The sequence below is a fragment of the Lysinibacillus sp. NPDC093216 genome (assembly GCF_050280325.1).
In the GTDB taxonomy this organism is placed as follows: domain Bacteria; phylum Bacillota; class Bacilli; order Bacillales_A; family Planococcaceae; genus Lysinibacillus.
In genome coordinates this window covers 1-26,293 of record NZ_JBNNVB010000044.1, presented here as the reverse complement: position 1 = coordinate 26,293, position 26,293 = coordinate 1, and the positions used below count along the sequence as shown (strand labels likewise).

The 26,293-nt window shown below is 38.5% G+C and carries 21 protein-coding genes; 2 read left to right on the top strand and 19 right to left on the bottom strand.

The window, feature by feature from the left end:
• Positions 1 to 215 precede the first annotated feature (215 nt).
• Genes ACQKOG_RS26080 through ACQKOG_RS26060 form a run of 5 tightly spaced genes read right to left on the bottom strand, consistent with a single transcriptional unit; the run spans position 216 to position 5,870 of the window.
• Complete coding sequence (locus tag ACQKOG_RS26080) at positions 216 to 2,027, bottom strand: oligopeptide ABC transporter substrate-binding protein (protein ID WP_370075290.1); 1,812 nt, start codon at positions 2,025 to 2,027, stop codon at positions 216 to 218.
• Between the two features lie 13 nt (positions 2,028 to 2,040).
• Positions 2,041 to 2,943, bottom strand: a complete 903-nt coding sequence (locus tag ACQKOG_RS26075) for an ABC transporter permease (protein ID WP_402868202.1) — start codon at positions 2,941 to 2,943, stop codon at positions 2,041 to 2,043.
• A 26-nt stretch (positions 2,944 to 2,969) separates the two neighbouring features.
• The gene (gene opp4B / locus ACQKOG_RS26070; protein WP_132357499.1) at positions 2,970 to 3,932 is read right to left on the bottom strand and encodes an oligopeptide ABC transporter permease; all 963 of its coding nucleotides are present in this window, start codon (positions 3,930 to 3,932) and stop codon (positions 2,970 to 2,972) included.
• 2 nt (positions 3,933 to 3,934) lie between these two features.
• Entirely contained in the window at positions 3,935 to 4,879 is a 945-nt protein-coding gene (locus tag ACQKOG_RS26065) for an ATP-binding cassette domain-containing protein (protein ID WP_415731762.1), read from the bottom strand.
• Between the two features lies 1 nt (position 4,880).
• Positions 4,881 to 5,870, bottom strand: a complete 990-nt coding sequence (locus tag ACQKOG_RS26060) for an ABC transporter ATP-binding protein (RefSeq protein ID WP_370075344.1) — start codon at positions 5,868 to 5,870, stop codon at positions 4,881 to 4,883.
• A 1,085-nt stretch (positions 5,871 to 6,955) separates the two neighbouring features.
• Between ACQKOG_RS26060 and ACQKOG_RS26055 the strand changes: the two genes are divergently transcribed.
• Together ACQKOG_RS26055 and ACQKOG_RS26050 are read left to right on the top strand one after the other, a co-directional pair.
• Positions 6,956 to 8,485, top strand: coding sequence for a cardiolipin synthase (locus ACQKOG_RS26055; RefSeq protein WP_370075293.1), 1,530 nt, complete (start codon positions 6,956 to 6,958; stop codon positions 8,483 to 8,485).
• Between the two features lie 83 nt (positions 8,486 to 8,568).
• Complete coding sequence (locus tag ACQKOG_RS26050) at positions 8,569 to 8,874, top strand: hypothetical protein (protein WP_402868206.1); 306 nt, start codon at positions 8,569 to 8,571, stop codon at positions 8,872 to 8,874.
• A gap of 303 nt (positions 8,875 to 9,177) precedes the next feature.
• On the opposite strand, the gene pyrE is transcribed toward ACQKOG_RS26050, so the two are convergent.
• The 14 genes from pyrE to ileS all read right to left on the bottom strand — a co-directional run bounded on the left by pyrE (position 9,178) and on the right by ileS (position 26,106).
• On the bottom strand, positions 9,178 to 9,807 hold the full coding sequence (gene pyrE / locus ACQKOG_RS26045) for an orotate phosphoribosyltransferase (protein WP_142507525.1): 630 nt from the start codon (positions 9,805 to 9,807) through the stop codon (positions 9,178 to 9,180).
• Between the two features lie 2 nt (positions 9,808 to 9,809).
• The gene (gene pyrF / locus ACQKOG_RS26040) at positions 9,810 to 10,514 is read right to left on the bottom strand and encodes an orotidine-5'-phosphate decarboxylase (RefSeq protein ID WP_370075296.1); all 705 of its coding nucleotides are present in this window, start codon (positions 10,512 to 10,514) and stop codon (positions 9,810 to 9,812) included.
• Positions 10,511 to 11,425: a dihydroorotate dehydrogenase gene (locus ACQKOG_RS26035; protein ID WP_402868209.1), complete on the bottom strand. Its 915-nt coding sequence runs from the start codon at positions 11,423 to 11,425 to the stop codon at positions 10,511 to 10,513. The genes pyrF and ACQKOG_RS26035 overlap by 4 nt, the downstream gene beginning before the upstream one ends.
• Complete coding sequence (locus ACQKOG_RS26030; protein ID WP_100544005.1) at positions 11,422 to 12,195, bottom strand: dihydroorotate dehydrogenase electron transfer subunit; 774 nt, start codon at positions 12,193 to 12,195, stop codon at positions 11,422 to 11,424. Before ACQKOG_RS26030 ends, ACQKOG_RS26035 begins: the two co-directional genes overlap by 4 nt.
• 1 nt (position 12,196) lies before the next feature.
• Positions 12,197 to 15,394: a carbamoyl-phosphate synthase large subunit gene (gene carB / locus ACQKOG_RS26025; protein WP_402868211.1), complete on the bottom strand. Its 3,198-nt coding sequence runs from the start codon at positions 15,392 to 15,394 to the stop codon at positions 12,197 to 12,199.
• A complete protein-coding gene (locus ACQKOG_RS26020; RefSeq protein ID WP_049668365.1) occupies positions 15,387 to 16,487 on the bottom strand; it encodes a carbamoyl phosphate synthase small subunit in 1,101 nt (366 codons plus the stop codon). The genes carB and ACQKOG_RS26020 overlap by 8 nt, the downstream gene beginning before the upstream one ends.
• Positions 16,487 to 17,764 (bottom strand): dihydroorotase, encoded by a 1,278-nt coding sequence (locus ACQKOG_RS26015; protein ID WP_427448520.1) that lies wholly within the window; start codon positions 17,762 to 17,764, stop codon positions 16,487 to 16,489. The genes ACQKOG_RS26020 and ACQKOG_RS26015 overlap by 1 nt, the downstream gene beginning before the upstream one ends.
• Position 17,765: 1 nt before the next feature.
• On the bottom strand, positions 17,766 to 18,644 hold the full coding sequence (locus ACQKOG_RS26010; RefSeq protein ID WP_427448519.1) for an aspartate carbamoyltransferase catalytic subunit: 879 nt from the start codon (positions 18,642 to 18,644) through the stop codon (positions 17,766 to 17,768).
• Positions 18,645 to 18,961: 317 nt separating this feature from the next.
• On the bottom strand, positions 18,962 to 20,272 hold the full coding sequence (locus ACQKOG_RS26005) for a solute carrier family 23 protein (RefSeq protein ID WP_415731769.1): 1,311 nt from the start codon (positions 20,270 to 20,272) through the stop codon (positions 18,962 to 18,964).
• Between the two features lie 20 nt (positions 20,273 to 20,292).
• The gene (gene pyrR / locus ACQKOG_RS26000) at positions 20,293 to 20,871 is read right to left on the bottom strand and encodes a bifunctional pyr operon transcriptional regulator/uracil phosphoribosyltransferase PyrR (protein WP_402868216.1); all 579 of its coding nucleotides are present in this window, start codon (positions 20,869 to 20,871) and stop codon (positions 20,293 to 20,295) included.
• A gap of 203 nt (positions 20,872 to 21,074) precedes the next feature.
• On the bottom strand, positions 21,075 to 21,986 hold the full coding sequence (locus tag ACQKOG_RS25995) for an RluA family pseudouridine synthase (protein ID WP_370075303.1): 912 nt from the start codon (positions 21,984 to 21,986) through the stop codon (positions 21,075 to 21,077).
• The gene (gene lspA, locus ACQKOG_RS25990) at positions 21,983 to 22,462 is read right to left on the bottom strand and encodes a signal peptidase II (protein WP_370075304.1); all 480 of its coding nucleotides are present in this window, start codon (positions 22,460 to 22,462) and stop codon (positions 21,983 to 21,985) included. The genes ACQKOG_RS25995 and lspA overlap by 4 nt, the downstream gene beginning before the upstream one ends.
• A gap of 520 nt (positions 22,463 to 22,982) precedes the next feature.
• Positions 22,983 to 23,261, bottom strand: a complete 279-nt coding sequence (locus ACQKOG_RS25985) for a hypothetical protein (RefSeq protein ID WP_427448518.1) — start codon at positions 23,259 to 23,261, stop codon at positions 22,983 to 22,985.
• Positions 23,262 to 23,337: 76 nt separating this feature from the next.
• Positions 23,338 to 26,106 (bottom strand): isoleucine--tRNA ligase, encoded by a 2,769-nt coding sequence (gene ileS / locus ACQKOG_RS25980; protein ID WP_427448516.1) that lies wholly within the window; start codon positions 26,104 to 26,106, stop codon positions 23,338 to 23,340.
• Positions 26,107 to 26,293: the final 187 nt, after the last annotated feature.

Sequence of the window (26,293 nt, the reverse complement as noted above, 5' to 3'; positions counted from 1 at the left end):
TTGAATGTTTGTGTGGTAACTACATTCTACACGAGGTCGTTATGGGCTTCCTTTATATTGACTTCTAGGTGTTGCACTTAATATTACAATCCGTCTAAAAAATAAATTAATTTCTCGACGGACATTTGAAGTTACACAAACGTAAAAAAGCTGTAGAAATTCCTTTTAAGGAAATTACCTACAGCTTTACACTTTCACACTTAACTATGTGCTATTTAGTTTTTTAATGGAGCATCAGCAGTTAACTCGATATCTTGATATTGAGTTTCATCTGCATAGTCAACATTAAAGTTTTTAACACGTTTATTAACTGGAATGATCTCAGTCATTGCTACAGTTGGAATTGTTGTAGCCTGTTCAAACATATACTCTTCAAACTTACGGAATGCTTCTTTCCGATGATTTACATCTAAAGATTCTTTAGAATCGATATCATCTAACATTGCAGTTAATTCAGGTGATACAAAACGTGAGTAGTTGAATAATGCGCCCTCACCATATAAACCTTTTGGAGATGGATTTGTTCCTGTACCCCAAGCACCAAAGAACATTTCAATCTCTGGATCATCTTTTTTAAGTTTATCACTAAATGAGTTAAACTCCATTAGACGGCCAGAAGCTAATTCAACATTGATGCCTACCTCTTTCCAGTTTTGGCGGTAGTATTCAATCGTAGATTCTAGAACCTCAGTACCACCTTGTGCACCTAATTTAATTGTAAATGGCTTACCATCTTTGTCTTCACGAATACCATCGCCATCAACATCTTTATAGCCTGCTTCATCTAATAATTGTTTTGCCTTTTTAGCATCATATGTGAAGCCTGGCATATCTTTTGTATGGAATGATGCAAATGCTGGTGGAATTAACGTTGTCGCACGTGTATGAATACCATTACTTAATTTTTCGTTAACGCCTTCTACATCGATAGCATAGACTAATGCTTGACGTAATTTTGGATCATTTAATTTTGCATTTTTATCTGTTATGTTAATTCCTTTTGCTTTATCAAATTTACCTAGCTTGAAACTCAAATAGCTATAAGCTAATTGTGGACGTGATAGGATTGCTAAGTTCTTTGAATTTTCTATTTGTGTAATTTTTGATCCTGGGAAACCATTAATCGCTAAGTCATAGCTTCCTGAATTTAATGCTTTCGGTAATGTTTCTGGCGAAACTACTTTTATTACTACACCATCGAGTTTAGCTTCACCCTTCCAATAGTGTTCGTTTTTAACAAGTTTAACAGACTCACCGTTTACAATTTTATCGTACTTGAAAGCCCCTAAAGTTGCTGGGTTTACACGAACAGCATCTGAACTTACCATTTCTTTCACTGGAATATCTTTTAATTGATGTTTTGGTGCAGCTGAACTCCATAATCCATCACCACCACTGTAAATTGCTGGTGAAATTGATTTAAATGAAATTTCTAATGTATAATCATCTACTCGTTTTAAACCTGAAATTGTATCAGCTTTCCCATCATGATACTCTTTAGCACCAATAATATTTTGGAAATCATCATCATAACGTACACCTTCATAATCAGGGTTACCGATAATTTCATAAGGGAAAATAACATCGTCGATTGTAAAAGGCTCTCCATCTGACCATTTTACATTTTCGCGTATTTTTACAGTTGCTTTATTTGCATCTGCGTCGACCTTCAGAGTTGCAAGTCCTTTATCTGTTACTTGGAAGTCACCGTCATTCTCAAAAAGAATGTTACTTGCAAACTTCATAATCGCTGAGTCATTATTATCTGAGTAAAGTTCTTGTAAGAAAATACCTTTGAACGGTGATGTACTTGGTAAAGCTACTTGTAAAACGCCACCTTTAATTGGTTCTCCTTCATTCTCTACTTCCATTGGAAAACTACGAGATGATTCAGTTTTCTTTCCAGAATCATTACCACCTTTTGAATCAGAATCCTTTGAAGATTCTTTGCCTCCTCCACTACATGCCGCTAGTGCTAAAACTAGTGTCAATAGTAAAGTTAAAAGAAAATAACTTTTTTTCTTCATTTACCCTTCCTCCTTAACCTAATCGTTGTCTTGAGTCAGCCGCACGTCGTAACGCTTGACCAACATAATTTATACCAAGCATCATTACTAAAATAAATAATGCTGCGGGTAACCAAATCCACCATTTATCTACTAAAATCTCAGGATCTCTTGCATAGCTTACTAGAGTACCTAAACTTGGTGTTGAAGGTGGTAAGCCATACCCTAAAAATGAAAGCCCTGTTTCAGCACCCATATTACCAGCTAAACTTAATGTTAAGTTAACAATAATAATGGAGCTTAAATTTGGTAGAACTTCTCTAAACATAATCTTGAAATCACTTGTACCCATCGTTTTTGAAGCACTTACATAATCTCGACGAGCCTCAGTTAATGTTTTACTACGTATTAATCTTGCCTTCCCAATCCAAGCAAATATACTTAATAATATAACGATGTGTACTGGTGAATAATTATCTAGCGTTGAAACAATGGCAATCGTAATCATAAAATTAGGTAAAATCATAATGAAATCCATAATTCGCATAATAACAAGATCAACTTTACCCGCATAATAGCCAGTGATTAAACCCATAATAATACCGATAACTGCTGCAATAAGCGTAATACTTACAGCAATAATTAAAGAGTTTTTAGCTCCGATAATTAATTGTCCAAAAATATCACGCCCTGCGTCATCTGCACCTAAAATATATCCATCAACACCTGGCTCCGCAAAGCGACCTAGTAATTTAACTTTCATTATTTCGTCTACATCAATAATAAAACTAGCAATAAATACCGCTATTACTAATAAAGTTATAAATATTAATGAAAACATTGCTAATTTATCTTTTTTAAACTCACGCCAAACGACTTGGAAACCTACTGCTGGGCGATGTTGTTCTTCTAATTTTTTCTCTTCTGTTTTATCCATGTAAAGTCACCTCTATTCTTTGCAAGTTAGTCGATACGTATTCGTGGGTCTACGATGCTTAAAATAATATCTGATAACATACTTCCAAGTAACCCCAAGAAACCATACAACACGATAAGTGCTGTAATTACACTATAGTCACGACTCGCAATTGAAGACATGAATAGTTCTCCCATACCTGGATAACTAAAGATTGTTTCAATAAAGATTGTTCCGCCTAGTAAACCTGTAATAGTGAACCCAAGACCTGCCGCAATCGGAATTAATGAATTACGGAAAATGTGTCGTGTATATACTTTATTCATTGGTAAACCTTTACTGCGTGCTGTTTTAACATAGTCTTGGTTTTTAGAATCAATAATTTCTGAACGTAAATATTGAATGATTGTATACGTACCCAAAACCGCCATCGTAATAGCAGGTGTAATAATATGATACAATTTATCCCAATAGTAAGATAAAGTACCTTTTTCAGTTAATACATTTACTGAACCTGATGTTGGAACCCAGCCTAATATATAGCCGAATACATAAATTAAAATTAAACCAAAGACGAACGGAGGTATTGCCATACTTAAAAAGTTATAAAACACAATTCCTCGGTCTAATCGAGAATCTTGATAACGACCTGCTAGAAGCCCTAATGGAATTGCAATTAAATACGTTAGGATCATTGCAACTAATGATAAGTAGAAAGTATTGAGTGCACGTTCACCAATAAGTGATGTTACACTACGTTGATATGTGTAGCTTTTACCTAAGTCGCCATGTACTGCATTTGACACCCATCTAGCATATTGTTGATACCATGGGTCGTTTAAGCCTGCTGCTTCGCGTAATTCTTCAATACGGTTAGGATCTGTCTCTGGTCCCATTAAACCTGTAAATGGATCGCCTGGCATTAGCTTAGCAATGATAAACACTAACATACTTAAAATAATAATTTGTGGAACCATGATGATGACTCTTCGAAGAACCGTTTTCCACATAATCACATTCCTCCTTCAATCGACGCCAATGCTACGGCATGTGTATCTGAAATTGATTGTAAAGGATAAACTTTTCCGTCTTTATCAAAAAATTTATGTTGATTTTCTTTATAATACTGACTTACTTTTAAACGCTCTTGCTTACGTTCTACACGAGTTTCAGGCTCAATATCTGGAATTGCAGATAATAAACGATGTGTATAAATATGACGTGGATCATTATATATATCTTCTCTTTGTCCTTTTTCTACGAAGCGTCCTCGGTACATAATATTGATTTCATCACACATATGCTTTACAACACCTAAGTCATGTGAAATGAATAAGTACGTTACGCCAAATTCCTCTTGTATATCTTGCATAAAGTTTAAAACCTGCGCTTGTACAGATAAATCAAGAGCAGAAACAGGTTCATCTGCAATTATTAATTTGGGGCGACATGCCAAAGCACGTGCAATACCCAATCGTTGCTTTTGACCACCAGAAAATTCATGAGGATATTTATATTGGGCATCCTCTTGCATTCCAACAATCGCCAAAAGCTCGTTAACTCGTTTCCGTTCTTCCTCTTCACTTAAACGCAGGAAATTTCGAATAGGCTCTGCAATAACATCACGTATACGTTTTCTTGGATTCATACTTGAATGAGAATCTTGGAAAATCATTTGTACGTCTCGATTAAATCCTGAATTACCGCTACGACGCATTGTCGTTACATCTTGTCCTTCATAGATTATTTGACCTGATGTTACTTTTTCCAAACCAATAATTGCCTTACCTGTTGTCGATTTACCACATCCTGATTCTCCAACAAGACCATACGTTTTTCCTCTTTCAAACTCCATACTAATGCCATCTACCGCATAAACATGATCTACAATGGTATTGAAAAAACCACCACGGATAGGATAATGCACGCATAAATCTTTAATTTGCATAAAGCTCATATTATTTTCCCTCATCCTTCTTAAAGTGAAAGTCTTTCCAACACGTACAACGAACAAAATGTTCTGGTCCAACCTCATGTAATATTGGATTTTCCTCATGGGCGCTTTCGTCAATCCATGGAACACGCGGTGCAAATCGACAACCTCCACGTGGTAAATTAAATAATGAAGGAACCATACCATGAATAACCTCTAACTTTTCATTTACCTTATGAGATTGAGGAATAGAGTTAAGTAACGAACGTGTATATGGATGTTTAGGATTTCTAAATAATTCAATAACCGGTGCTTCTTCGACAATTTGTCCAGCATACATTACTGCAACACGATCTGCTACTTCAGCTACTACACCTAAGTCATGGGTAATTAACAAAATGCCTGACTCAGTTTCTATTTGTAATTCTTTTAATAAATCTAGTATTTGCGCTTGAATCGTTACATCTAATGCCGTTGTTGGTTCATCTGCAATAATAAGAGGTGGCTTACATGCAATCGCTGTCGCTATCATTACGCGTTGTCGCATACCACCTGATAATTCATGCGGATATTGCTTATAAATACGTTCTGGGTTATGTATACCTACTTGCTGTAATAACTCCATTGCACGCTCTCGACGTTGTGCTTCATTTAAATCCGTATGGTATATAAGCGGTTCTTCAATTTGGAAACCGATTCTCTTTAACGGATTCAGTGCTGCCAGTGGATCTTGGAAAATAAAACCGAAATCACTCCCGCGTAACTCGGTATATTGCTGCTCCGTTATATCTACCAAATTTTTACCTTTATATAATATTTCACCTTCAATTTTTGTGTTGATAGGATTATGTAACCCAACAATTGATGTAGCTAAAGTACTTTTACCACAACCTGACTCACCTACAATTGCAAGCACCTCATTTTTTCGAATGCGCAAATCAACACCATCTACTGCAGCGAAATATTCATCTGCTCGCCGAAAGCTTGTACGTAAATTATTAATCTCAATAATCATTTCATGATTATTAGTCACACGATTACCTCCCTATCAAATCAAAAGAAAAAACCAACTTTTTAAGAACCACATTCAATTTAAATGAATTTGCTTTTGTTTACTTAATGTTATCACCACTGTGCATTTCAATTTTCAGAAAAATTAAAACAGTTTCATCCTTGAATATAATAAGCATCTTAATTTCATATAAATTGTTGTCATTAATAATCACTCTCATTCTCAAAATATTATTCCAACAAAAGAATTATCTGACAATTAATTGTACCATCATTTTATCTAGAATTAATATATTAAATCAAGTACATTTTTAAATTATTGTAAAAATAAATATAATTTAGACTTTACATCATAATCAAAATCATTAGAAATCTAGTTCATAATTATTTATTATTTATTATTTCATTTCTCAACACTCTATTATTTTATTAAAACAATTAATGTCAGATAATAGTTAATTATTCACAAAAAACTATTTTTATTCCCTAAAAAAACAACATAATAACATTAATAATAAATATTTATTACTTGTTAAAAAATTCATATCATAAAATAAACGTGTTTCGTTTTATTAAAATAATATTATCCCTCTTTTTTTCTTCAACAAAGATATACATACCTCTTAATATTTAATTGTAATTTTTTTTATATTAGTTTCTCAATTTAATTATTTTATTATTGTGAATATTTCAAATATTCAATACCTTCTAATGGAAAATATTACGCTTAATGAATTGTTTATTATTATTTTCCGTTAAGTTGATTTATCATTTGGGAGAAGTATAATTGAGAAAATTTAACTTCTTTCAGCAATATTTTCTGTAGCGAAAGCGAAGCGTCAGCTACAACAATTATGCCGAGGTATAATTGCTCTAAATGTTTTAAAATGATCAATATTAAAGATTTTTGATTTACAGTAGAGGCAGCATTTTGCGATTTAGCGATATTGATTTGGTCATTACTAACAATATCCGTTAGCGTGGAAGTGTCTATATTGTAAATAAAAAGAAAACAATTTATCATAAAACTATTAAAGTACTACTTCGTCTTATAAAAAAATAAAAAAGAATAGGTGAAAATGTATACATATGAAAAATCGCGTAGTCCAATTACTATTTGTATTTACAATTGCGGCAATTATGCTCGGAGTCTTAAATAAGTCCTTTATTTCCTTATATACCTTAATAGGCATACTATTGCCTATCACAATTATAGGAATTTCCTTCGTTATTTTTATTGAAAACCGTTCCCCACAAAGTACATTGGCTTGGTTTTTAGTATTAGCCATTCTCCCTGTTATCGGTTTACTTCTGTACTTACTATTCGGAAGAAGTCGCTGGAGAAGAAAGAAACATTTACATCGTTCAGAAGAAAAAAGGAAGTTATTCCGTGGAATTTTAGAAGGAAGAAGTTTTAATTTAGAACTCTCTTCCCCTTTAAATGAACGATCCACCTACTTGACACAAGTTATCCAAAAATTTGGCGGTGGTCCTGTTGCAAATGAAACAGCAACAAAACTCTTAACAAATGGTGATGAAACGTTTACTGAAATCCTACAAGCAATTGAAAATGCTACACATCATATTCATATTCAATACTATATTTATCGATCAGACGAAATCGGTACAACGATTCGAGACGCCTTAATAAAAAAAGCAAAATCTGGCGTGATCGTACGCTTTCTTTTCGATGGACTCGGCAGTAGTAAATTACGTAGACGTTTCTTACAACCAATGAAAGAAGCAGGAATTGAAGTAGTTGAATTTGATTCTATTCTTTCACCTTGGCTATTAGAAACCGTAAATTATCGTAACCATCGGAAAATTGTAATTGTAGATGGGACGATTGGTTTTACAGGTGGGCTTAATGTCGGAGATGAATATCTTGGTCGTTCGAAGAAGTTTCCTATTTGGCGTGATAGTCATTTAAAAATAGAAGGAAAAGCATTATATAAACTGCAAGCCATTTTCCTAGAAGATTTTCTCTATGCCACTAGTAGTTTAAATACCGAATCTTGGAATCAATTTATGGATAGCACATACTTTCCAAGTCAAGGGATTCATCAGGCAGAAGGTGCCGTACAAATCGTTGCAAGTGGACCTAGCTCAGATGATACAAATATTCGGAATGCTTTATTGAAAATTATGGGTTCTGCAAAAAAGTCAATTTGGATTGCCACTCCATACTTCATTCCTGATCAGGAAACATTAACATTATTACGTTTGAGTGCACTTTCTGGAGTAGATGTCCGCATTTTATATCCAGGAAAAGGCGATAGCATCATTAGTGATCAAGCATCCCAATCATACTTTACACCGCTTCTGAAAGCGGGTGTCTCCATTTACCGCGTGAAAGATGCTTTTATGCATGCTAAGATTATACTTGTCGATGATGAAATTGCATCAATTGGTACAGCAAATATGGATATTCGTAGTTTTGAGCTTAATTATGAAATCATTGCGGTCCTTTATGAATCTAAAACAGTTCTGGATATAAAAGATGATTTTGAACAAGATTTTAAAGAATCTATAGAAATTACATGGGCGTCATTTCAAAAGCGAAGTATTCAAAAGCGCATGCTTGAATCACTTATGCGACTCATTTCTCCTTTACTGTAAGTTACTAAAAAATAAAAAAGGCTGTAAACATACCCGATATTGTACGGGTATGTTTACCGTCTGAAATGGTCAAGGAAATCTTTGTGAATGTTGATGTGCTTGAAATGAGGATGATTTCCATTCCAACCTACCGCTTTACTACAGGTGCGATTCATGATGCTATCGGCGGTTCTCATGTTGTTATCAGCGATTCTTGGCACTTTATCAGCGGTTTTCTCGATTTTATCAGCGATTCTCGGCACTTTATCAGCGGTTTTCTCGATTTTATCAGCGATTCTCGGCACTTTTATCAGCGATTGGCATTTTGGAGCATCGGACGCCCCCTGGAAAGCGCCCAGCCGGAACGGAAATCAACCCCTCGTTTTGCCGGAGAGCCATACTTTATCTAATTTGACACAATGAAAGGGTGGTATGAAATAATTCATACCACCCTTTATTAAATCAATTATGCCTCGGCATAATTGCGTCCGGAATCGACTTTGTGCTTAGGCCTGCGTGAGGGCCGACACGATGTCGGTCATTTCGGTAATGCCACAGGACGTGGCGTTTTTACCGATGCAGGTCAGTTAGCCGTTATCGCATGGATGCGATGATTTTAGGCTAACATCCTTTATTAACTCCTTTTCGATTCCGTGACATCCGCCGGAGGCTTAAATTCTTTCAGCGGATGTTTGAACACCCGCTGAAGGAATTTAAAGCTCTCCTGCTTTTAATTTTCCATGCCAGTCTTTTAAGAATGGAATATCTTCCTCTTTAATAGTGCCTGATTCATTAGCTGCTTCAATTAAATAATCGAAATTTGTTAGAGATACATATTTTATGCCTGCCTCTTCAAATGCTTGTTCAGCGCGTGGAAGGTTGTATGTGTAAACGCAAACAACGCCTAGTACTTCACAACCTGCTGCGCGTAAAGCTTCAACAGCTGTAATGGATGAGCCGCCTGTAGAAACGATGTCTTCTACTACTACGACTTTTTGACCTGCTGCGTATTTTCCTTCTATTTGGTTACCACGGCCATGCTCTTTTGCTTTAGAGCGTACATACACCATTGGTAATTCTAAAATATCACTTACCCAAGCAGCATGTGGAATGCCTGCTGTTGCTGTACCTGCTACGATTTCTGTTGTACCAAAGTTTTCTTTAATAAGAGATGCTAGACCATTTGCTAATTGCTTACGAATTACAGGGTCAGAAATTGTCAGACGTGTATCACAGTAGATTGGGGATTTAATGCCTGATGCCCATGTGAATAGTTCTGTTGGATTTAATTCTACTGCACCTACTTTTAACATAGCGTGTGCGATTTCATTTTGTAATGTCATAGTTATGCCTCCCATAATTCACTTACGATTTTATATGCTGCTACTGGATCTTGTGCACCTGTAACGGCACGTCCAACGACGATTAATGAAGAACCGTCACGTTTTGCGCCGTCTGGTGTTGCAATGCGCTTTTGGTCATGTGCGTCGCCACCTGCTAATCGGATACCAGGTGTCACACGCAAGAAATCTTCACCGCATGCTTCAGCAATAGCTTTTGCCTCATGTACGGAGCAGACAACACCATTTAAACCAGCTTGTTTTGTTAAGCTTGCATAATGTAATACAGACTCCTGTAAAGATAAAGCAATTTTTTGCTCTGCGTGCATTTGCTCTTCTGTTGTAGACGTCAGCTGTGTTACAGCAATTAATGCCGCTCGTTCACGTCCTGCCGGAGTACCCGCTTCAAGCCCCTCAAGTGCTGCCTCCATCATCGGACGTCCGCCCGCAGCATGAACGTTGACTAAATCTACTCCTAATTTTGCTAGGCCTTTCATAGCAGAGCCCACTGTATTGGGAATATCATGTAATTTTAAATCTAGAAAAATATCATGACCTAGATCTTTTACTTTGCGTACAATATCCGGCCCTTCCTGCATATATAATTCCATACCGATTTTTACGAAAAGAGGCTCGTTAAAGTGCTTTAGAAAGTTGAATACTTCTGCTTCTCCAGGAAAATCTAGTGCAAGTATTGGTTTTGTATTCATAGACGATGGCTCCTCCCGATAATTTCTGAAATATGCTCTACTCCTAATTTATCGAGCTTTGCTGGTAGTTCATCAATAATAGTTGGACAAACGAAGTGATCGACAAAGTTTGCTGTTCCAACAGCAACTGCAGAAGCGCCAGCCGACATAAAGTCAATAACATCCTGCGCCTCTGTCACGCCACCCATCCCAATAATCGGAATATTGACAGCCTTATACACTTCATAAACCATGCGAATTGCTACTGGTTTTACAGCAGGACCAGATAAGCCGCCTGTACCATTGGCAATCACTGGTTTACCTGTACGCTCGTCTAAACGCATACCAATTAGTGTATTAATCATTGTAATGCCATCTGCACCACCTGCTTCAACAGCTTGTGCAATTTCTACGATATTCGTTACGTTAGGAGACAATTTCACGTATACTGGCACTTCAGAAACAGCTTTGACAGCTTTAACTAACTCACGTGCAGTTGCAGGGTCTGTCCCAAATTGAATTCCGCCACATTTAACGTTCGGACAAGAAATATTAAGCTCTAATGCTTTCACATTTCCTGCAGTTGAAATACGTCGTGCTACTTCCACGTAATCTTCTGTTTCCGTACCAGCAACATTTGCAATGATTGGCACATCATACTTTTCTAAAAACTTTAATTCTTCATTCATTACTTTTTCGATTCCGGGATTTTGTAAACCAATTGCATTCAACATCCCTGCTGCTGTTTCTGCTACGCGTGGGGTTGGATTGCCGGGACGTGTTTCCACAGTCGTAGCTTTAATCATAATAGCGCCAAGCTTTGATAAATCATAAAGCTGTGCATATTCACGTCCAAAGCCAAAGCAGCCGGATGCTGGCATTATTGGATTCTTCAAGTCTAAGCCTGGCAATTGAATGTTTAAACGACTCATAATGCCACCGTACCTTTCGGGAAAACTGGACCGTCAGAGCATACTTTGACATAGTCTTTTGCTACTTGGTCTGTTGTTTTACATACGCATGCAAAGCAAGCACCGATCCCACAGCCCATACGCTCCTCAAATGATAAATAACCTTCTTTTTCTGGATAAAAGCCTTCAAGTGCTTTTAACATTGGTAGCGGACCGCAAGAATAAAAGACATCGAATTCAGGTGCTCGTGACTCTAAAACATTTGTGACAAAGCCCTTTGTTCCTTTAGAACCGTCAACCGTTACATAATGTGTTTCACCAAGGGCACTGAATTCTTCCTCATAGAAGCATACATCTTCCGATTGGAAGCCTAGCACATGAATTGTTTTAACACCACGCGCGTTCAATTGCTTGGAAAGCTCATGTAATGGAGGTACTCCAATTCCCCCACCAACTAGTAGAGCTGTGCCTCCCTCTTTTACTGCTTCTACAGGGAATCCATTACCGATTGGACCAAGGACATTGACAAGCTGCCCTTCGCGATTTGTCGCTAACACTTGTGTTCCACGACCCTCCGCACGATAAATCATTGTAAATTCGTTGTTGTCTTTATCTATATTTGCAATACTAATTGGTCGACGTAAAAGCGGCTCCAATGAATCTGACACCTTTACATGGACAAACTGGCCAGGTGTCATATCCTGAACCAGTTCTCCACGAAGTGTCAATTCGAAAATGTTTGTCGCAATTTGCTTTTGAGAGACGACCGTCATTTTCTCTTGACGAATCATATTAATGTACTACCTCCGCTTTTGGCATTTGTTCTGCTGTGAATGTCATTGATTCAATAACTCGAACCATTGCTTCCGCTGTGTCTAATGAAGTTAAGCAAGGTACGCCATTTTCTACAGACTCACGACGAATTCTGAAGCCATCACGTGCCGGTTGCTTGCCTTTTGTTAAAGTGTTGACAACAAGCTGTGCCTCACCGTTTTGAATTAAATCGATTAATGTTTCACCTTTTGCACCGATTTTTCCAACTATATCTGTGCGTACGCCTGCATCTTCAAACGCTTTAGCTGTACCTTCAGTTGCGACAATACGATAGCCTACTGTTGAGAAGCGTTTTGCAAGTTCAATTGCTTCCTCTTTATCTTTATCGGATACAGTGAACAATACTGTTCCTTCTGTACGAATTTCCATACCTGCTGCAACTAAGCCTTTGTAAAGTGCTTTTTCTAATGTTGCATCTTTACCCATTACTTCACCTGTTGATTTCATTTCAGGCCCTAGTGTAATGTCAACACGACGTAATTTAGCGAAGGAGAATACTGGTACTTTTACGAAGACACCATTTTGCTCTGGCGCTAAGCCTGTTGGATAGCCTTGTTCTACGATTGATTTACCAAGAATCGCTTTCGTTGCAATATTTGCCATCGGAATGTTTGTAATTTTACTTAAGAACGGTACTGTACGAGATGAACGAGGGTTAACCTCAATGACAAATACTTCGCCCTGTGAAATAACATATTGAATGTTCATTAAGCCTATGATGCCAAGACCTTTTGCAAGGCGAGTTGTATAATCCACTAACGTATCTTTTTGTGCTTGTGTTAATTTTTGTGGCGGGTATACAGAGATCGAGTCGCCAGAGTGAACCCCTGCTCGCTCGATATGCTCCATAATACCTGGAATTAAGACATTTTCACCGTCACAAATGGCATCTACTTCGATTTCTTGACCCGTTAAGTAGCGGTCTACTAATACTGGATGATCTGGAGATGCTTCTACCGCGTTCTCCATATAATGTTGTAATTCCTCTTCGTTGTAGACAATTTCCATTGCGCGTCCACCTAGTACGTATGAAGGACGAACTAGTACCGGGAAGCCTAGACGTCCACTAATAGCAAGTGCTTCCTCCGTAGATACAGCTGTTTGACCTAGTGGCTGTGGAATGTTCAATTCACGTAATGCTTGCTCGAATTTATCTCGGTTTTCCGCACGGTCGATATCTTCAAGAGTTGTTCCTAGGATTTTCACGCCATTGGCAGCTAATTTATCAGCTAGATTAATAGCTGTTTGACCACCGAATTGTACAACTACTCCAATTGGTTGCTCAAGGTCGATAATATGCATAACGTCTTCGATTGTTAATGGCTCAAAGTATAATTTATCTGAAACCGAGAAGTCAGTGGATACTGTCTCTGGATTCGAGTTAATAATAATTGCTTCGTAGCCTGCTTCTTGAATTGCCCATACTGAGTGTACTGTTGCGTAGTCAAATTCTACCCCTTGCCCAATGCGGATTGGACCAGAACCAAGTACAATAACTGATGGCTTGTCTGATTTGATCGATTCGTTTTCATCCTCATATGTGCCATAGAAGTATGGTGTTTCAGATTCAAACTCCGCTGCACACGTATCCACCATTTTGTATACTGGGATAATGCCATTTTCTTTACGATATGCATATACTTCTTCTGGTGTTGTTTCCCAAAGCTCAGCAATTTTCTTATCTGCAAAGCCTAGTCGTTTTGCTGTACGTAACACTTCTTTATCGTCTTTATTGTCAGCAAGTGTTTGCTCCATATCTACGATGTTTTTGAATTTATTTAAGAAGAATAAGTCAATGGCAGACCATTCATGGATTTGCTCAATTGTTACACCGCGACGAAGTGCTTCACCGATGAAGAATAGACGCTCGTCACCTGCTTTGCGAATACGTTTTTCAATCCAAGAATCAGAGTTTTCTTCTGCATGTTTTAGCTCTAAGTGAACTTGACCTGTTTCAAGAGAGCGCACTGCTTTTAGCATAGCTTCCTCAAATGTACGACCAAGTGCCATTACTTCACCAGTCGCTTTCATTTGTGTACCAAGATTACGTTTTGCTGATTCGAATTTATCGAACGGCCAACGTGGAATTTTCGCCACGATGTAGTCTAAAGCTGGCTCGAAGCAAGCATACGTAGAACCTGTTACAGGGTTTTTGATTTCATCTAATGTTAAACCAACCGCGATTTTTGCTGCTAGCTTTGCAATTGGATAACCTGTTGCTTTTGATGCTAATGCTGATGAACGCGATACACGAGGGTTTACTTCGATCACATAGTAATTAAAGCTATATGGATCAAGTGCTAACTGTACGTTACAGCCACCTTCAATTTTTAGTGCTCGGATAATATCTAATGAAATATTACGTAGCATTTGGTTTTCTCGATCTGAAAGTGTTTGTGTAGGTGCCACTACGATAGAGTCACCTGTATGAATACCAACTGGGTCAACGTTTTCCATGTTACATACAACGATAGCGTTGTCAGCAGCATCACGCATTACTTCATATTCGATTTCTTTATAACCAGCAATCGATTTTTCAAGTAAACATTGTGTTACTGGAGAATATTTTAGACCAGATGTAACAATCTCCTCTAGATCTTGATCGTTGTAGCAAATACCGCCACCGGTACCACCAAGTGTGAAGGCAGGACGAACGATTACTGGGTAGCCAATTTTCGCTACAAAGTTTTTCGCCTCGTCTAAGTTATGAATAATATCTGATTCAGGTACTGGAGCACCTAGCTCATACATTAAATTACGGAATAGATCTCGGTCTTCTGCTTTATGGATCGCTTCTAATTTTGTTCCAAGAATTTCAATATCAAGCTCATCTAAAATTCCTGATTTATCTAATTCAATGGCCATGTTTAAACCTGTTTGACCACCAAGTGTTGGTAGGATTGCATCTGGACGCTCTTTACGTAGAATTCGTGATACGAACTCAAGTGTAATTGGCTCAATATATACTTTGTCAGCAATTTCTGTATCTGTCATTATTGTTGCAGGGTTTGAGTTTATTAAGATAACGCGATAGCCTTCTTCTTTTAATGAAAGACAAGCTTGTGTTCCTGCGTAGTCAAATTCTGCTGCTTGTCCGATTACGATTGGACCTGATCCGATTACTAAAATAGTTTCAATATCTGTACGTTTAGGCATGTTGTTTCCCCTTCCCTGCTTCTACTTCCATCATTTCGATAAATTCATCAAATAAGTGATTTGAATCCTCTGGACCTGGTGATGCTTCTGGGTGATATTGCACCGTGAAGATTGGATATTTCTTGTGACGTACACCCTCACAAGTGCCATCATTTAATGCGATATGTGTTATTTCTAAATCTGTATCTTTTAATGAATCAATATCGATTGCATAACCATGGTTTTGAGATGTTAAGTCTGTACGACCAGTACGTAAATCTTTTACCGGATGGTTACCACCTCGGTGACCGAATGGTAATTTGAAGCTTTGTGCACCACATGCTAGCGAGAAGATTTGGTGACCTAAGCAAATACCGAACATTGGCACTTTTCCGATTAAATTACGTACGGTTTCAATGCCTTCAACTACGTCCTCAGGGTTACCTGGACCGTTTGACAGCATAATTCCATCTGGATGCCAAGCTAAAATTTCTTCTGCTGATGTATTGTAAGGTACTACAAGCACATCGCAATCACGTTTATTTAACTCACGAAGAATACCGTGCTTCATACCATAATCAATTAATACTACTCGTTTGCCACGACCTGGTGATGGGTAGGCTGCTTTCGGTGATACTTCACGAACATGATGTGTAATCGCTGGTGTTGCCTGTAATTTTGCTACGACTTCATCCACATTCACTTCTTCATCAGCCGCCGTTAAAATAGCCTTTACTGACCCTTTACTGCGAATAATGCGTGTTAATTTTCGTGTATCAATTCCTTCAATGCCCGGAATATCCTTTGAAGTTAAGTACTCATCTACCGTTAAATCACAACGGAAGTTTGAAGGGGTTTTTGCTAATTCACGAACTACAAACCCACGGATAGCTGGTGTGATTGATTCAAAGTCATCACGGTTAATACCGTAATTACCGATTAAAGGGTAAGTTAACGTTACGATTTGTCCGTAGAATGAAGGATCTGAAATTGTTTCCTGATAACCTGTCATCCCTGTCGTGAATACAACCTCACCTTGTGAAGCTCTCTCACTACCGAACGCTGTGCCTGTAAATACTGTGCCATCTTCTAAAATAAGTAAACGTTTTTTCATTACTCTGCCTCCTGGTATACGATATTGCCTTCAAAAATTGTTAGAACCGGCCAGCCTTTTGCAACCCAACCATTGAATGGTGTATTGCGTCCTTTTGATACAAAGCCTTCTGCATCAATTGTTTGCTCTTTATTTAAATCAATTAAAATCATATCTGCCGAAGCACCAACTTCTAATGTGCCATATGGTAAATCGAAAATTTGAGCTGCCTTGACAGTCATCCAGTCAATCAACTGTTTTAACGACCATTTCCCCGTTTCTACAAACTGTGTGTAAAGAAGTGGGAACGCTGTTTCAAAGCCTACAATGCCAAACGGAGCACCAACCATACCACAGCATTTTTCTTCTACTGTATGTGGAGCATGGTCTGTAGCGATACAATCGATTGTGCCGTCTAGCATAGCTGCGTGAAGTGAATCTTTATCATCTGCTCCACGTAGCGGAGGATTCATTTTCCAGTTTGCATCATCTGATGGGATATCCATTTCTTCAAGTAATAAATGATGTGGGCAAACTTCTGCAGTGACACGAATACCCGCTGCTTTCGCATCACGTACTGCACGTACAGATTCCTTCGTTGATACGTGACAAACGTGGTAGCGTGCTCCAGCTGCTTCTGCCAGTAGAACATCTCGTGCAATTTGAACAGATTCACAAATTGATAGAATTCCTGGTAAACCAAGCTCTTGATTACGCTTCCCTTCATGCATCACTCCGTCGTAAATTAATGAGTTATCTTCGCAGTGTGCTACAACTACCATATCGTGCTGCGCGGCATCCTTCATTTGCTCATACATTGTTGAAGCAAGCTGGATCCCAACACCATCATCTGAAAATGCGACAGCCCCATGTTCTTTTAATTCTTCAATATTTGTACGAACCTCACCTGAAATGTCCCTTGTTAATGAGCCGTATGGAAGTACTCGAATAGCTGCACTTTCTTTAATAAGACCATTTATCAACTGCATATTTTCTACTGAATCTGGCACTGGTTTTGTATTTGGCATCGCACAAATTGTTGTGAAGCCACCTTTTGCTGCTGATGCTGACCCTGTAGCAATTGTTTCTTTATGTTCAAAGCCTGGCTCACGTAAATGTGTATGAACATCGACAAAGCCTGGTGCAACAACTAAACCATTTCCTTCGATCATTTCTGCGCCTGCTACATTTACATTTTGACCTATTGCAGTAATTTTGCCATCTGTCATAGCGATATTTACTGTTTGTAGCTCACCTTGTTCATTTAGCATTTGTACATTTTGAAGAACCTTTGTCATGTTACTCTCTCCCCTTTAAAATTGTTTCAACTATAGCCATCCGTGTATAGACACCATTACGAACCTGCTCGAAAATTCTAGAACGCTCGCATTCTACTAGCTCTGACGCAATTTCTACATCACGATTGACCGGTGCTGGATGCATAATAATTGCCTTTTCCTTCATTTGTTTCTCACGTTCAATTGTTAAACCGTACTCTTGATGATAGCTCTCTTTTGAGAAGCTTTTATTTACCTTATGGCGTTCATGTTGCACACGAAGTAACATAATCACATCGCTTATTTCGATTAAATCATCCCAAGAATGATGCGCTTCGAAACTGCCTTCCCACTCTTCTGGACAAAGGAAATTAACATTTGCCCCTAAGCGCTGTAACGCTAACGCATTCGATTTCGCTACACGGCTATGGCATATATCTCCAGCGATTGTCACATTCAACCCTTTAAAAGAACCAAACTCTTTTTTGATTGTATAAAGATCTAATAATGATTGAGACGGATGCTGACCAGTGCCGTCACCTCCATTAATGATTGACACATTGATGCCTTCAAGTAATTCATTGTAATACGCATCTTCTTTTGCGCGAATGACTACTGCATCCATACCAATCATTTCTAGCGTCTTAACCGTATCGTACAATGTCTCCCCTTTAGAGACGCTCGAAAAGCTACCGTCAAATGGGATAACGATACAACCAACTTTGCGCTCTGCCATTTCAAAGCTTGTTTTCGTGCGTGTACTTGGTTCAAAAAATAAATTTGCGACGTTGTGTGGGCGAGATAATGATGATGCTTCACCATTCTCAAAAGCTTGCGCACGATCTAGAATGTTGTTAATCTCTTCAATTGTTAAATGTTCCATCGATAATAAGTTCTTCATCATGTACCTCCACTGGGTTGTGTTTCATGAACGTTATGTATAACTAACGTTTTATAAAATCAATTTCGCCTTGGCGTAATCGCGTCCGGATTTTGAATTGCGCGAGCAAAATTCAAAATCCGTGACATCCGCCGGAGGCTTTACCTTCATGCATCTCACCTTCAGAGGTGGGATGCATGAAGATAATAAAAGCCCCGTTGATGTCATCAACGAGGCATAAGGAGGCGTGACAAACTACAGCAGGATACATTCCTACTACAAGCTTATCTACAACTTCCCTTTTTTTGCCTCTCTGGACAATTCATTAAAAGGTACTTCTATGAATTTTTATTTTGATTGTACGGTACTGGTATATCTGCTTCTTTTTTACCTGGCAGTATGGCATTTAAAACAACACCGATAATCGCTGCTAATGCCATACCTTCGATACTTAGTGATTCCGAAATAACGAACTTTGCACCACCGATGCCAATGACTAAAATAACAGAGGCAATGACCAAGTTACGACTATTCCCAAAGTCGATATGATTATCAACTAACATTCGTAATCCACTTGCTGCAATGATACCGAAGAGCAAGATGGAAACCCCACCAAGTACAGCTGTTGGAATCGTTGCAATAACTGCCATTGCTTTCCCGAAGAATGATAGTAAAATTGCTACGACTGCTGCACCTGCAATGACATACACACTGTAAACACGCGTGATTGCAAGGACACCGATATTTTCACCGTAAGTTGTTTTCGGTGGACCACCGATTAATGCACTAATAAATGTTCCAATTCCGTCCCCTAATAACGAACGATGTAACCCTGGCTCTTTAATATAATCCCGATTAACAACTTTCCCTAATACTAACTGGTGACCGATATGCTCTGAAATAGTGACGATAACGATTGGTACCATTGTTAGGAGTAGCTTTGTTGTGATTTCAAAGTCGTAATGAACACCTGGGATTAAAAACTCAGGCTTTGCAAAGAAATCTGCTTTGGTAATTGGTGAATAATCTACAATTCCGATCATCATTGAGTAAATATATCCCACGATTAAGCCAATTAAGATTGGCATTGTGCTTAAAATACCTCTAAAGAAAATCGTGAAAATTATAGCTGTAAATAAAGTCACTAACGCTGCTGAGAAGTGTAAAAAGCTATATTTACCATCAACATTCATCGCCATACTTACCGCTGTCCCTGATAATCCAAGACCAATTACCATTATAACAGGTCCTACCACAATCGGTGGTAAAATTTTCATAATCCATTTGTAGCCGCTTTTCCAGATGATTAGGGATACGATACCATATGTAATCCCGACTGCCATTGCACCAATCATCGCATGACCTGGATTTACACTTGAACCATCTTTATTTAAACCACCTGCGACAAGTAAAATCGGGGCAATAAAAGCAAAGGATGAACCTAAATATGCTGGCACTTGAAATTTCGTAATTAATAAGAAGAACAGTGTAGCAATCCCACTTGTTAAAAGGGCAATCGCTGGACTAAGACCAACCAACTGAGGAACTAAGATCGTTGACCCAAACATGGCAAACATGTGCTGGAAACTTAATGTCACTAGTTGGACTGGGGTCGGTTTATCCTTAATATCTAATACTGCATTTGACATAATGTTTCCTCACTTTATAGTTAGTCTTCTTTAAAAATGATGACGCAATCTTCTCCGTCTACCTCTTGTAAATTTACGACAATACGCTCTGTTCCAGATGTTGGTACATTTTTGCCAACATAATCAGCTCTTATTGGTAGTTCTCTATGTCCTCTGTCGATCAGGACTGCGAGTTGAATTTGTGAAGGTCGTCCTAAATCCATTACTGCATCAAGTGCTGCGCGTACTGTACGTCCTGTATAAAGTACATCATCGACTAAAATAATTTTTTGATTAACGACCACATCATCAATATCTACTTGTTCAACATGTGCCTGTTCATTATCATGCTTTGTCGTTAAATCATCTCGATAGAGGGTGATGTCTAGCTCCCCCGTACGGATTGGTTTGCCTTCAATTTTTTCAATTCGTTCTGCAAGGCGTCTTGCAAGAAAGGCACCTCGTGTTTTAATACCAACTAAAATACATTCATCGATTCCTTTATTACGTTCAATAATTTCGTGTGCAATGCGTGTTAACGCTCTTGCCATAGATGGGCCATCTAATAGCTCATTTTGTGCCATGTAAGTTTCCTCCTCTCTTTTATTTATTGTGGTCATGTGTCCATAAAAAAACCTCTCAAGGCGAATGGCCTGAGAGGGTTATATACGTGTTTAAATAGTATGTTGAAAAATTTGCAGCACAAATTTTTTACAACACATTCACATGTACCTTCTCAGCCTCTCTGGACTGTCATTAAAGGTGAATATTTAGTTAAGTTGTTCATTCACTTTCGTTAGTATAGACCTTCTTTTCCTATACGTCAATGCTTATTTCTTAAATCTAGTAATAATTGTTCATAATCAGCAGGAAGTGGTGCTTCGAACTCCATATATTCGCCTGATGTAGGGTGATCGAATCCTAAAATTCCAGCATGTAATACTTGTCCATTAAAGTCTATTGTCTTTTTTGGTCCATATTTTGGATCACCAACAAGAGGGTAGCCAATATATTTCATATGCACGCGAATTTGATGAGTTCGTCCTGTTTCTAAACGACATTCTACAAGAGTGTATTCACCAAAGCGTTCGATAACTTGGAAGTGAGTTACTGCATGCTTCCCTTTATCGACAACTGCTTGTTTTTGACGATCTTTTTGATCGCGTCCAATCGGTGCATCAATTGTGCCTTTATCATGTGCAATATGCCCGTGAACTAGCGCCGTATATTTACGTGTCACTGTTTTATTGACTAGCTGATTCACTAACGATTCATGAGCTGCATCATTTTTAGCAACCATCAATAATCCTGATGTATCTTTATCAATACGATGCACAATTCCTGGTCGCATAATGCCATTGATACCCGACAAATCCTTACAATGATGCATTAAACCATTCACTAGTGTACCCGTCATATGTCCAGGCGCTGGATGGACAACCATGCCCTTTGGTTTATTCACAACAAGGACATCTGCATCCTCATAAACAATATCAAGATCTAAGTTTTCAGGAATGACATCTAATGGCTCTGCTTCGGGTACATCAATTTCTACAATATCCCCTACTTTTACCTTATACTTCGCCTTGACAGTCTCTCCATTTACTTTGACAATACCATCAGTAATCCAATTCCCGATTTGTGTACGCGACCACTCTGATTGCACACCCGAAAGCGCCTTATCAATGCGCTCTCCCTGTTGTTGTTCTTCCATTGTATATGATACTTGCGTCATTCTTTCACCTGTTTCTTTCCTTTTTTATCTTCCATGATTATGCCAATCATTAATATTACTACCGCCATTGTTAAAGCTGCATCCGCAATATTGAAGATTGGGAAATCATAATTAATTACTGGAATTAATACATTTACAAAATCGACCACTTCACCTCTAAATATACGGTCAATAAAATTCCCTACAGCTCCGCCTAATAAAAGCATTAAGCCCACTTGAAAAATAGGTTTACCTTTAGCCTCTTTATGATAAAAATATAGGATGGCACAAATAACACCTATCGTGACAATGCTAAATAACCACATTTGGCCTTCTAACATTCCCCATGCTGCTCCTTTATTTCGATGAGACAATATCCCAAACCACGGATCCCATACTGAAATTCGTTCGCGTAACTCCATATTTTTCACAATTAGCCATTTCGTCCATTGATCTAAAAGAATCACGAATGCGGCCAATCCATAATATTTATACACAGACACTCCTCCGTTCGCTCAACATCTAACCTATTCTACCATAACAGCCCATCTCAGAATAACTAATATAGCATGAAAATATGGATCAATACCATTGTGTGGGGTTGATTTTCATTCCGACCAAGCGCTTTCCTGCGGATGTTTGTTGAGCTATCCGTCGCTTTGGTGGTTCTATCCATCATTTTGGTGGTTCTATCCATCATTTTGACTCTTCTTTCCGTCACTCTGGTTTCAATCCGTCATTCTGGCTCTTCTTTCCGTCGCTTTGGCATTTCTATCCGTCGTTCTGGCTCTTCTTTCCGTCACTCTGGTTTCAATCCGTCATTCTGGCTTTTCTTTCCGTCGCTTTGGCATTTCTATCCGTCGTTTTGACTCTTCTTTCCGTCGCTCTGGTTTTCTTCCGTCACTTTAGCTCTTCTTTCCGTCGCTTTGGCCTTTCTATCCGTCGTTCCGGCTCTTCTTTCCGTCACTCTGGTTTCAATCCGTCATTCTGGCTCTTCTTTCCGTCGCTTTGGCATTTCTATCCGTCGTTTTGACTCTTCTTTCCGTCGCTCTGGTTTTCATCCGTCACTTCAGCTCTTCTTCCGTCACTCTGGTTTTCTTCCGTCGCTTCGGCTCTTCTTTCCGTCGCTCTGGACTTCCTATCCGTCGCTTCGGCTCTTCTTTCCGTCACTTTCGTCTTTCTATCCGTCGCTTCGACTCTTCTTTCCATCGCTCTGATTTTCATCCGTCGCCTTGGCTCTTCTATCCGTCGCTTTTGATCTTCTTTCCGTCGCTCTCGACCTTCAAAAAAACGCAAGCCCCCATTACTAAGGAGACTTGCGTTATTAATTACATAGAATGTAGATTCTTATTTTTATACGTGTTTATTTATGTTACGCGTAATACTTCTCAACAACTTCTGCACAACGCGCACATACTGTTGGTTGTGCTTCATTTGAACCGACTGTTTCAGAAATAGACCAGCAACGCTCACATTTTTCACCTGTTGCTTTTTCAACAACAATCGATGCATGCTCTAGAGCTAATGCATCTGCAGGTGCAGCTTCAATTGACGCTACTTCAAAAGCAGAAACGATTGAAAGTTGTGCAAAATTAATGCTTGCATCATTTAATAATGCCGCCACATCTTCTTTCGCATAAACTGTCACTTTCGCTTCAAGTGATTTACCGATTGTTTTTGCATTACGAGCTTCCTCTAATGCTTTTAAAATATCATCACGAACATCAATAATTTTTACCCATTTTTCACGTAGACTTGCGAAGTTTTCATGTTCATCTACCTCTGGGAAGTCTGTTAATTGTACAGATACCTCTTCTACAACACCTTGAGCATGTAAGTAAGACCACATCTCGTCACTTGTATGAGGGATAATAGGTGACATGACTTTTACTAATGTCATTAATGTGTCATAAATAACTGTTTGCATCGCACGGCGATCTTTGTTGTCATGGCCTTCGATGTACACAACATCTTTTGCAATATCTAAATAGAATGAAGATAATTCTACTGCAACAAAGTTATTCACTGCATGATAAACAGCTGCGAAATCATAGCGATCATATGCAGCACGTACAGTTTTTAATACATCCTGTAAGCGCATATAAACGTACTGATCCATTTCACGAAGATCCTCATATGCTACTCGATCTTTCGTTACATCGAAATCAGCTACATTTCCGTGTAAGAAACGGAATGTGTTACGGATTTTTCGATAAACCTCAGATACTTGCTTTAACATATCCATTGAGATACGAACGTCGGCTGTATAATCTACAGAAGCAACCCATAAACGCAGAATATCTGCTCCATATTGATCCATAACTTTTTTCGGGATAATGACATTCCCTAAAGATTTACTCATCTTACGACCTTCACCATCCAGCACGAAACCATGTGTTAATAGTCCCTTATATGGTGCATAGCCATTAATAGCTACAGAAGTAATTAATGATGAGTTAAACCATCCACGGTGTTGGTCAGAACCCTCTAAATATAAATCAGCTGGATATTTCATACCACGTTCTACTAGCACACCTTGGTGAGAAGAACCTGAGTCAAACCAAACGTCCATAATATCGTTTTCTTTTGTAAATTCACCGTTCGGGCTACTTGCATGTGTGAAGCCTTCAGGTAATAATTCTTTAGCTGTTTTTTGGAACCAAATATTTGATCCATGCTCACGGAATAATGCTGAGATATGGGCAATTGTTTCTGGTGTAATAATTGGCTCTCCATTTTCAGCATAGAAAATTGGAATTGGCACACCCCATGCACGTTGACGTGAAATTACCCAGTCTCCACGGTCACGAATCATATTATAAAGACGAGTTTCACCCCAAGCAGGTGTAAATGTTGTTGATTTTACTGCGTCTAGTAACTCATCACGGAATGCATCTATTGACGCAAACCATTGTGGTGTTGCACGATAAATAACTGGTTTTTTCGTACGCCAGTCATGTGGATAAGAGTGTGTAAAGAAGTTAAGCTTTTCTAATGCACCGACTTCTTTTAATTTTTCTGTGATTAATTTGTTTGCATCATTGTAGAATACACCTTCAAAACCAGGTGCTTCATCTGTATAGCAGCCGCTATTATCAACAGGGCTAAGAATTGGTAGACCATATTGCTTACTAATATGATAGTCATCTTCCCCGTGTCCTGGTGCTGTATGAACACAGCCAGTACCCGCTTCAGCAGTTACGTGCTCTCCAACCATCACAAGAGATTCACGGTCATAGAATGGATGCTGTGCAACAATTCGATCTAATGCATCACCTTTAATTTCTTGAACAACTTCGTATGCTTCCCACTCAAGTTCGTTAGCAACTTTTTCTAATAATTCTTTTGCAATAATGAATTTTTTATCTGCAACTGCGACAACCACATAGATAAATTCAGGGTTCACAGAAATCCCTAAGTTTGCAGGAATTGTCCAAGGCGTTGTTGTCCAAATGATCATTTTAGCATCTGCTGGGACAACACCTTTAGCATCTTTAAGCGCAAAGCTTACATAAATAGAAGGAGATTTAATATCTTTATATTCAATCTCTGCTTCTGCAAGTGCAGATTCAGATGATGGAGACCAGTAAACTGGTTTTAAACCTTTATAAATATAGCCTTTTTCAGCCATCTTTCCGAAAACTTCAATTTGACGAGCTTCAAATTCAGGCTTTAATGTAATATATGGATTTTCCCAATCACCACGAACACCTAAACGGCGGAATTGTGTACGTTGGTTGTCGATTTGCTCGTAAGCATACTCTTCACATAATTTACGGAATTCAGCAACAGACATTTCTTTGCGCTTTACACCTTTATTCGTAAGTGCTTGCTCAATTGGTAAACCATGTGTATCCCAACCTGGAATATAGTTTACATGGTAGCCAGTCATAGAGCGATGACGCGTAATCATATCTTTCAGTACTTTATTTAAAGCATGGCCGATATGGATATCACCATTCGCATATGGAGGTCCATCGTGTAACACATACTCAGGGCATCCTTCTGTACGCTCCATTTGTAATTTATTAATGTCCATTTCATTCCATTTTTCTTGCATCTTCGGTTCATTTGCCGGTAAGTTCCCACGCATTGGGAAATCTGTTTTTGGCATTAATAAAGTATCTTTGTACTCAACCATTTTTCAATTCCTCCTTTATTTTACAAACAAAGAACATATGCACTTAGGCGCTCATACAATTACGACAGTTATTAGGCTTATCATTATAACGTGTGGTTGATTTCCGTTCCGGCTGGGCGCTTTCCTGGGGGCGTCCGATGAGCCGCTTCGCTTCGCTGCAGGGTCTCATCTGTGACGCTAATCCCCA

Excerpts from the sequence above, each read along its gene's own strand:
- ACQKOG_RS25995 (WP_370075303.1), bottom strand. The coding sequence starts at position 21,986 with ATGACGCAAGTATCATATACAATGGAAGAACAACAACAGGGAGAGCGC.
- ACQKOG_RS26060 (WP_370075344.1), bottom strand. The coding sequence starts at position 5,870 with ATGATTATTGAGATTAATAATTTACGTACAAGCTTTCGGCGAGCAGAT.
- ACQKOG_RS26010 (WP_427448519.1), bottom strand. The coding sequence starts at position 18,644 with ATGAAGAACTTATTATCGATGGAACATTTAACAATTGAAGAGATTAAC.
- pyrE (WP_142507525.1), bottom strand. The coding sequence starts at position 9,807 with ATGACATTACAAAATGAAATCGCACACGCTATGTTAAAAGTAGGTGCA.
- ACQKOG_RS26020 (WP_049668365.1), bottom strand. The coding sequence starts at position 16,487 with ATGAAAAAACGTTTACTTATTTTAGAAGATGGCACAGTATTTACAGGC.
- ACQKOG_RS26055 (WP_370075293.1), top strand. The coding sequence starts at position 6,956 with ATGAAAAATCGCGTAGTCCAATTACTATTTGTATTTACAATTGCGGCA.
- ileS (WP_427448516.1), bottom strand. The coding sequence starts at position 26,106 with ATGGTTGAGTACAAAGATACTTTATTAATGCCAAAAACAGATTTCCCA.
- pyrF (WP_370075296.1), bottom strand. The coding sequence starts at position 10,514 with ATGAATACAAAACCAATACTTGCACTAGATTTTCCTGGAGAAGCAGAA.
- ACQKOG_RS26015 (WP_427448520.1), bottom strand. The coding sequence starts at position 17,764 with ATGACAAAGGTTCTTCAAAATGTACAAATGCTAAATGAACAAGGTGAG.
- opp4B (WP_132357499.1), bottom strand. The coding sequence starts at position 3,932 with ATGTGGAAAACGGTTCTTCGAAGAGTCATCATCATGGTTCCACAAATT.
- ACQKOG_RS26065 (WP_415731762.1), bottom strand. The coding sequence starts at position 4,879 with ATGAGCTTTATGCAAATTAAAGATTTATGCGTGCATTATCCTATCCGT.
- pyrR (WP_402868216.1), bottom strand. The coding sequence starts at position 20,871 with ATGACCACAATAAATAAAAGAGAGGAGGAAACTTACATGGCACAAAAT.
- carB (WP_402868211.1), bottom strand. The coding sequence starts at position 15,394 with ATGCCTAAACGTACAGATATTGAAACTATTTTAGTAATCGGATCAGGT.
- ACQKOG_RS26005 (WP_415731769.1), bottom strand. The coding sequence starts at position 20,272 with ATGTCAAATGCAGTATTAGATATTAAGGATAAACCGACCCCAGTCCAA.
- ACQKOG_RS26075 (WP_402868202.1), bottom strand. The coding sequence starts at position 2,943 with ATGGATAAAACAGAAGAGAAAAAATTAGAAGAACAACATCGCCCAGCA.
- ACQKOG_RS26030 (WP_100544005.1), bottom strand. The coding sequence starts at position 12,195 with ATGATTCGTCAAGAGAAAATGACGGTCGTCTCTCAAAAGCAAATTGCG.
- ACQKOG_RS26080 (WP_370075290.1), bottom strand. The coding sequence starts at position 2,027 with ATGAAGAAAAAAAGTTATTTTCTTTTAACTTTACTATTGACACTAGTT.
- ACQKOG_RS26035 (WP_402868209.1), bottom strand. The coding sequence starts at position 11,425 with ATGAGTCGTTTAAACATTCAATTGCCAGGCTTAGACTTGAAGAATCCA.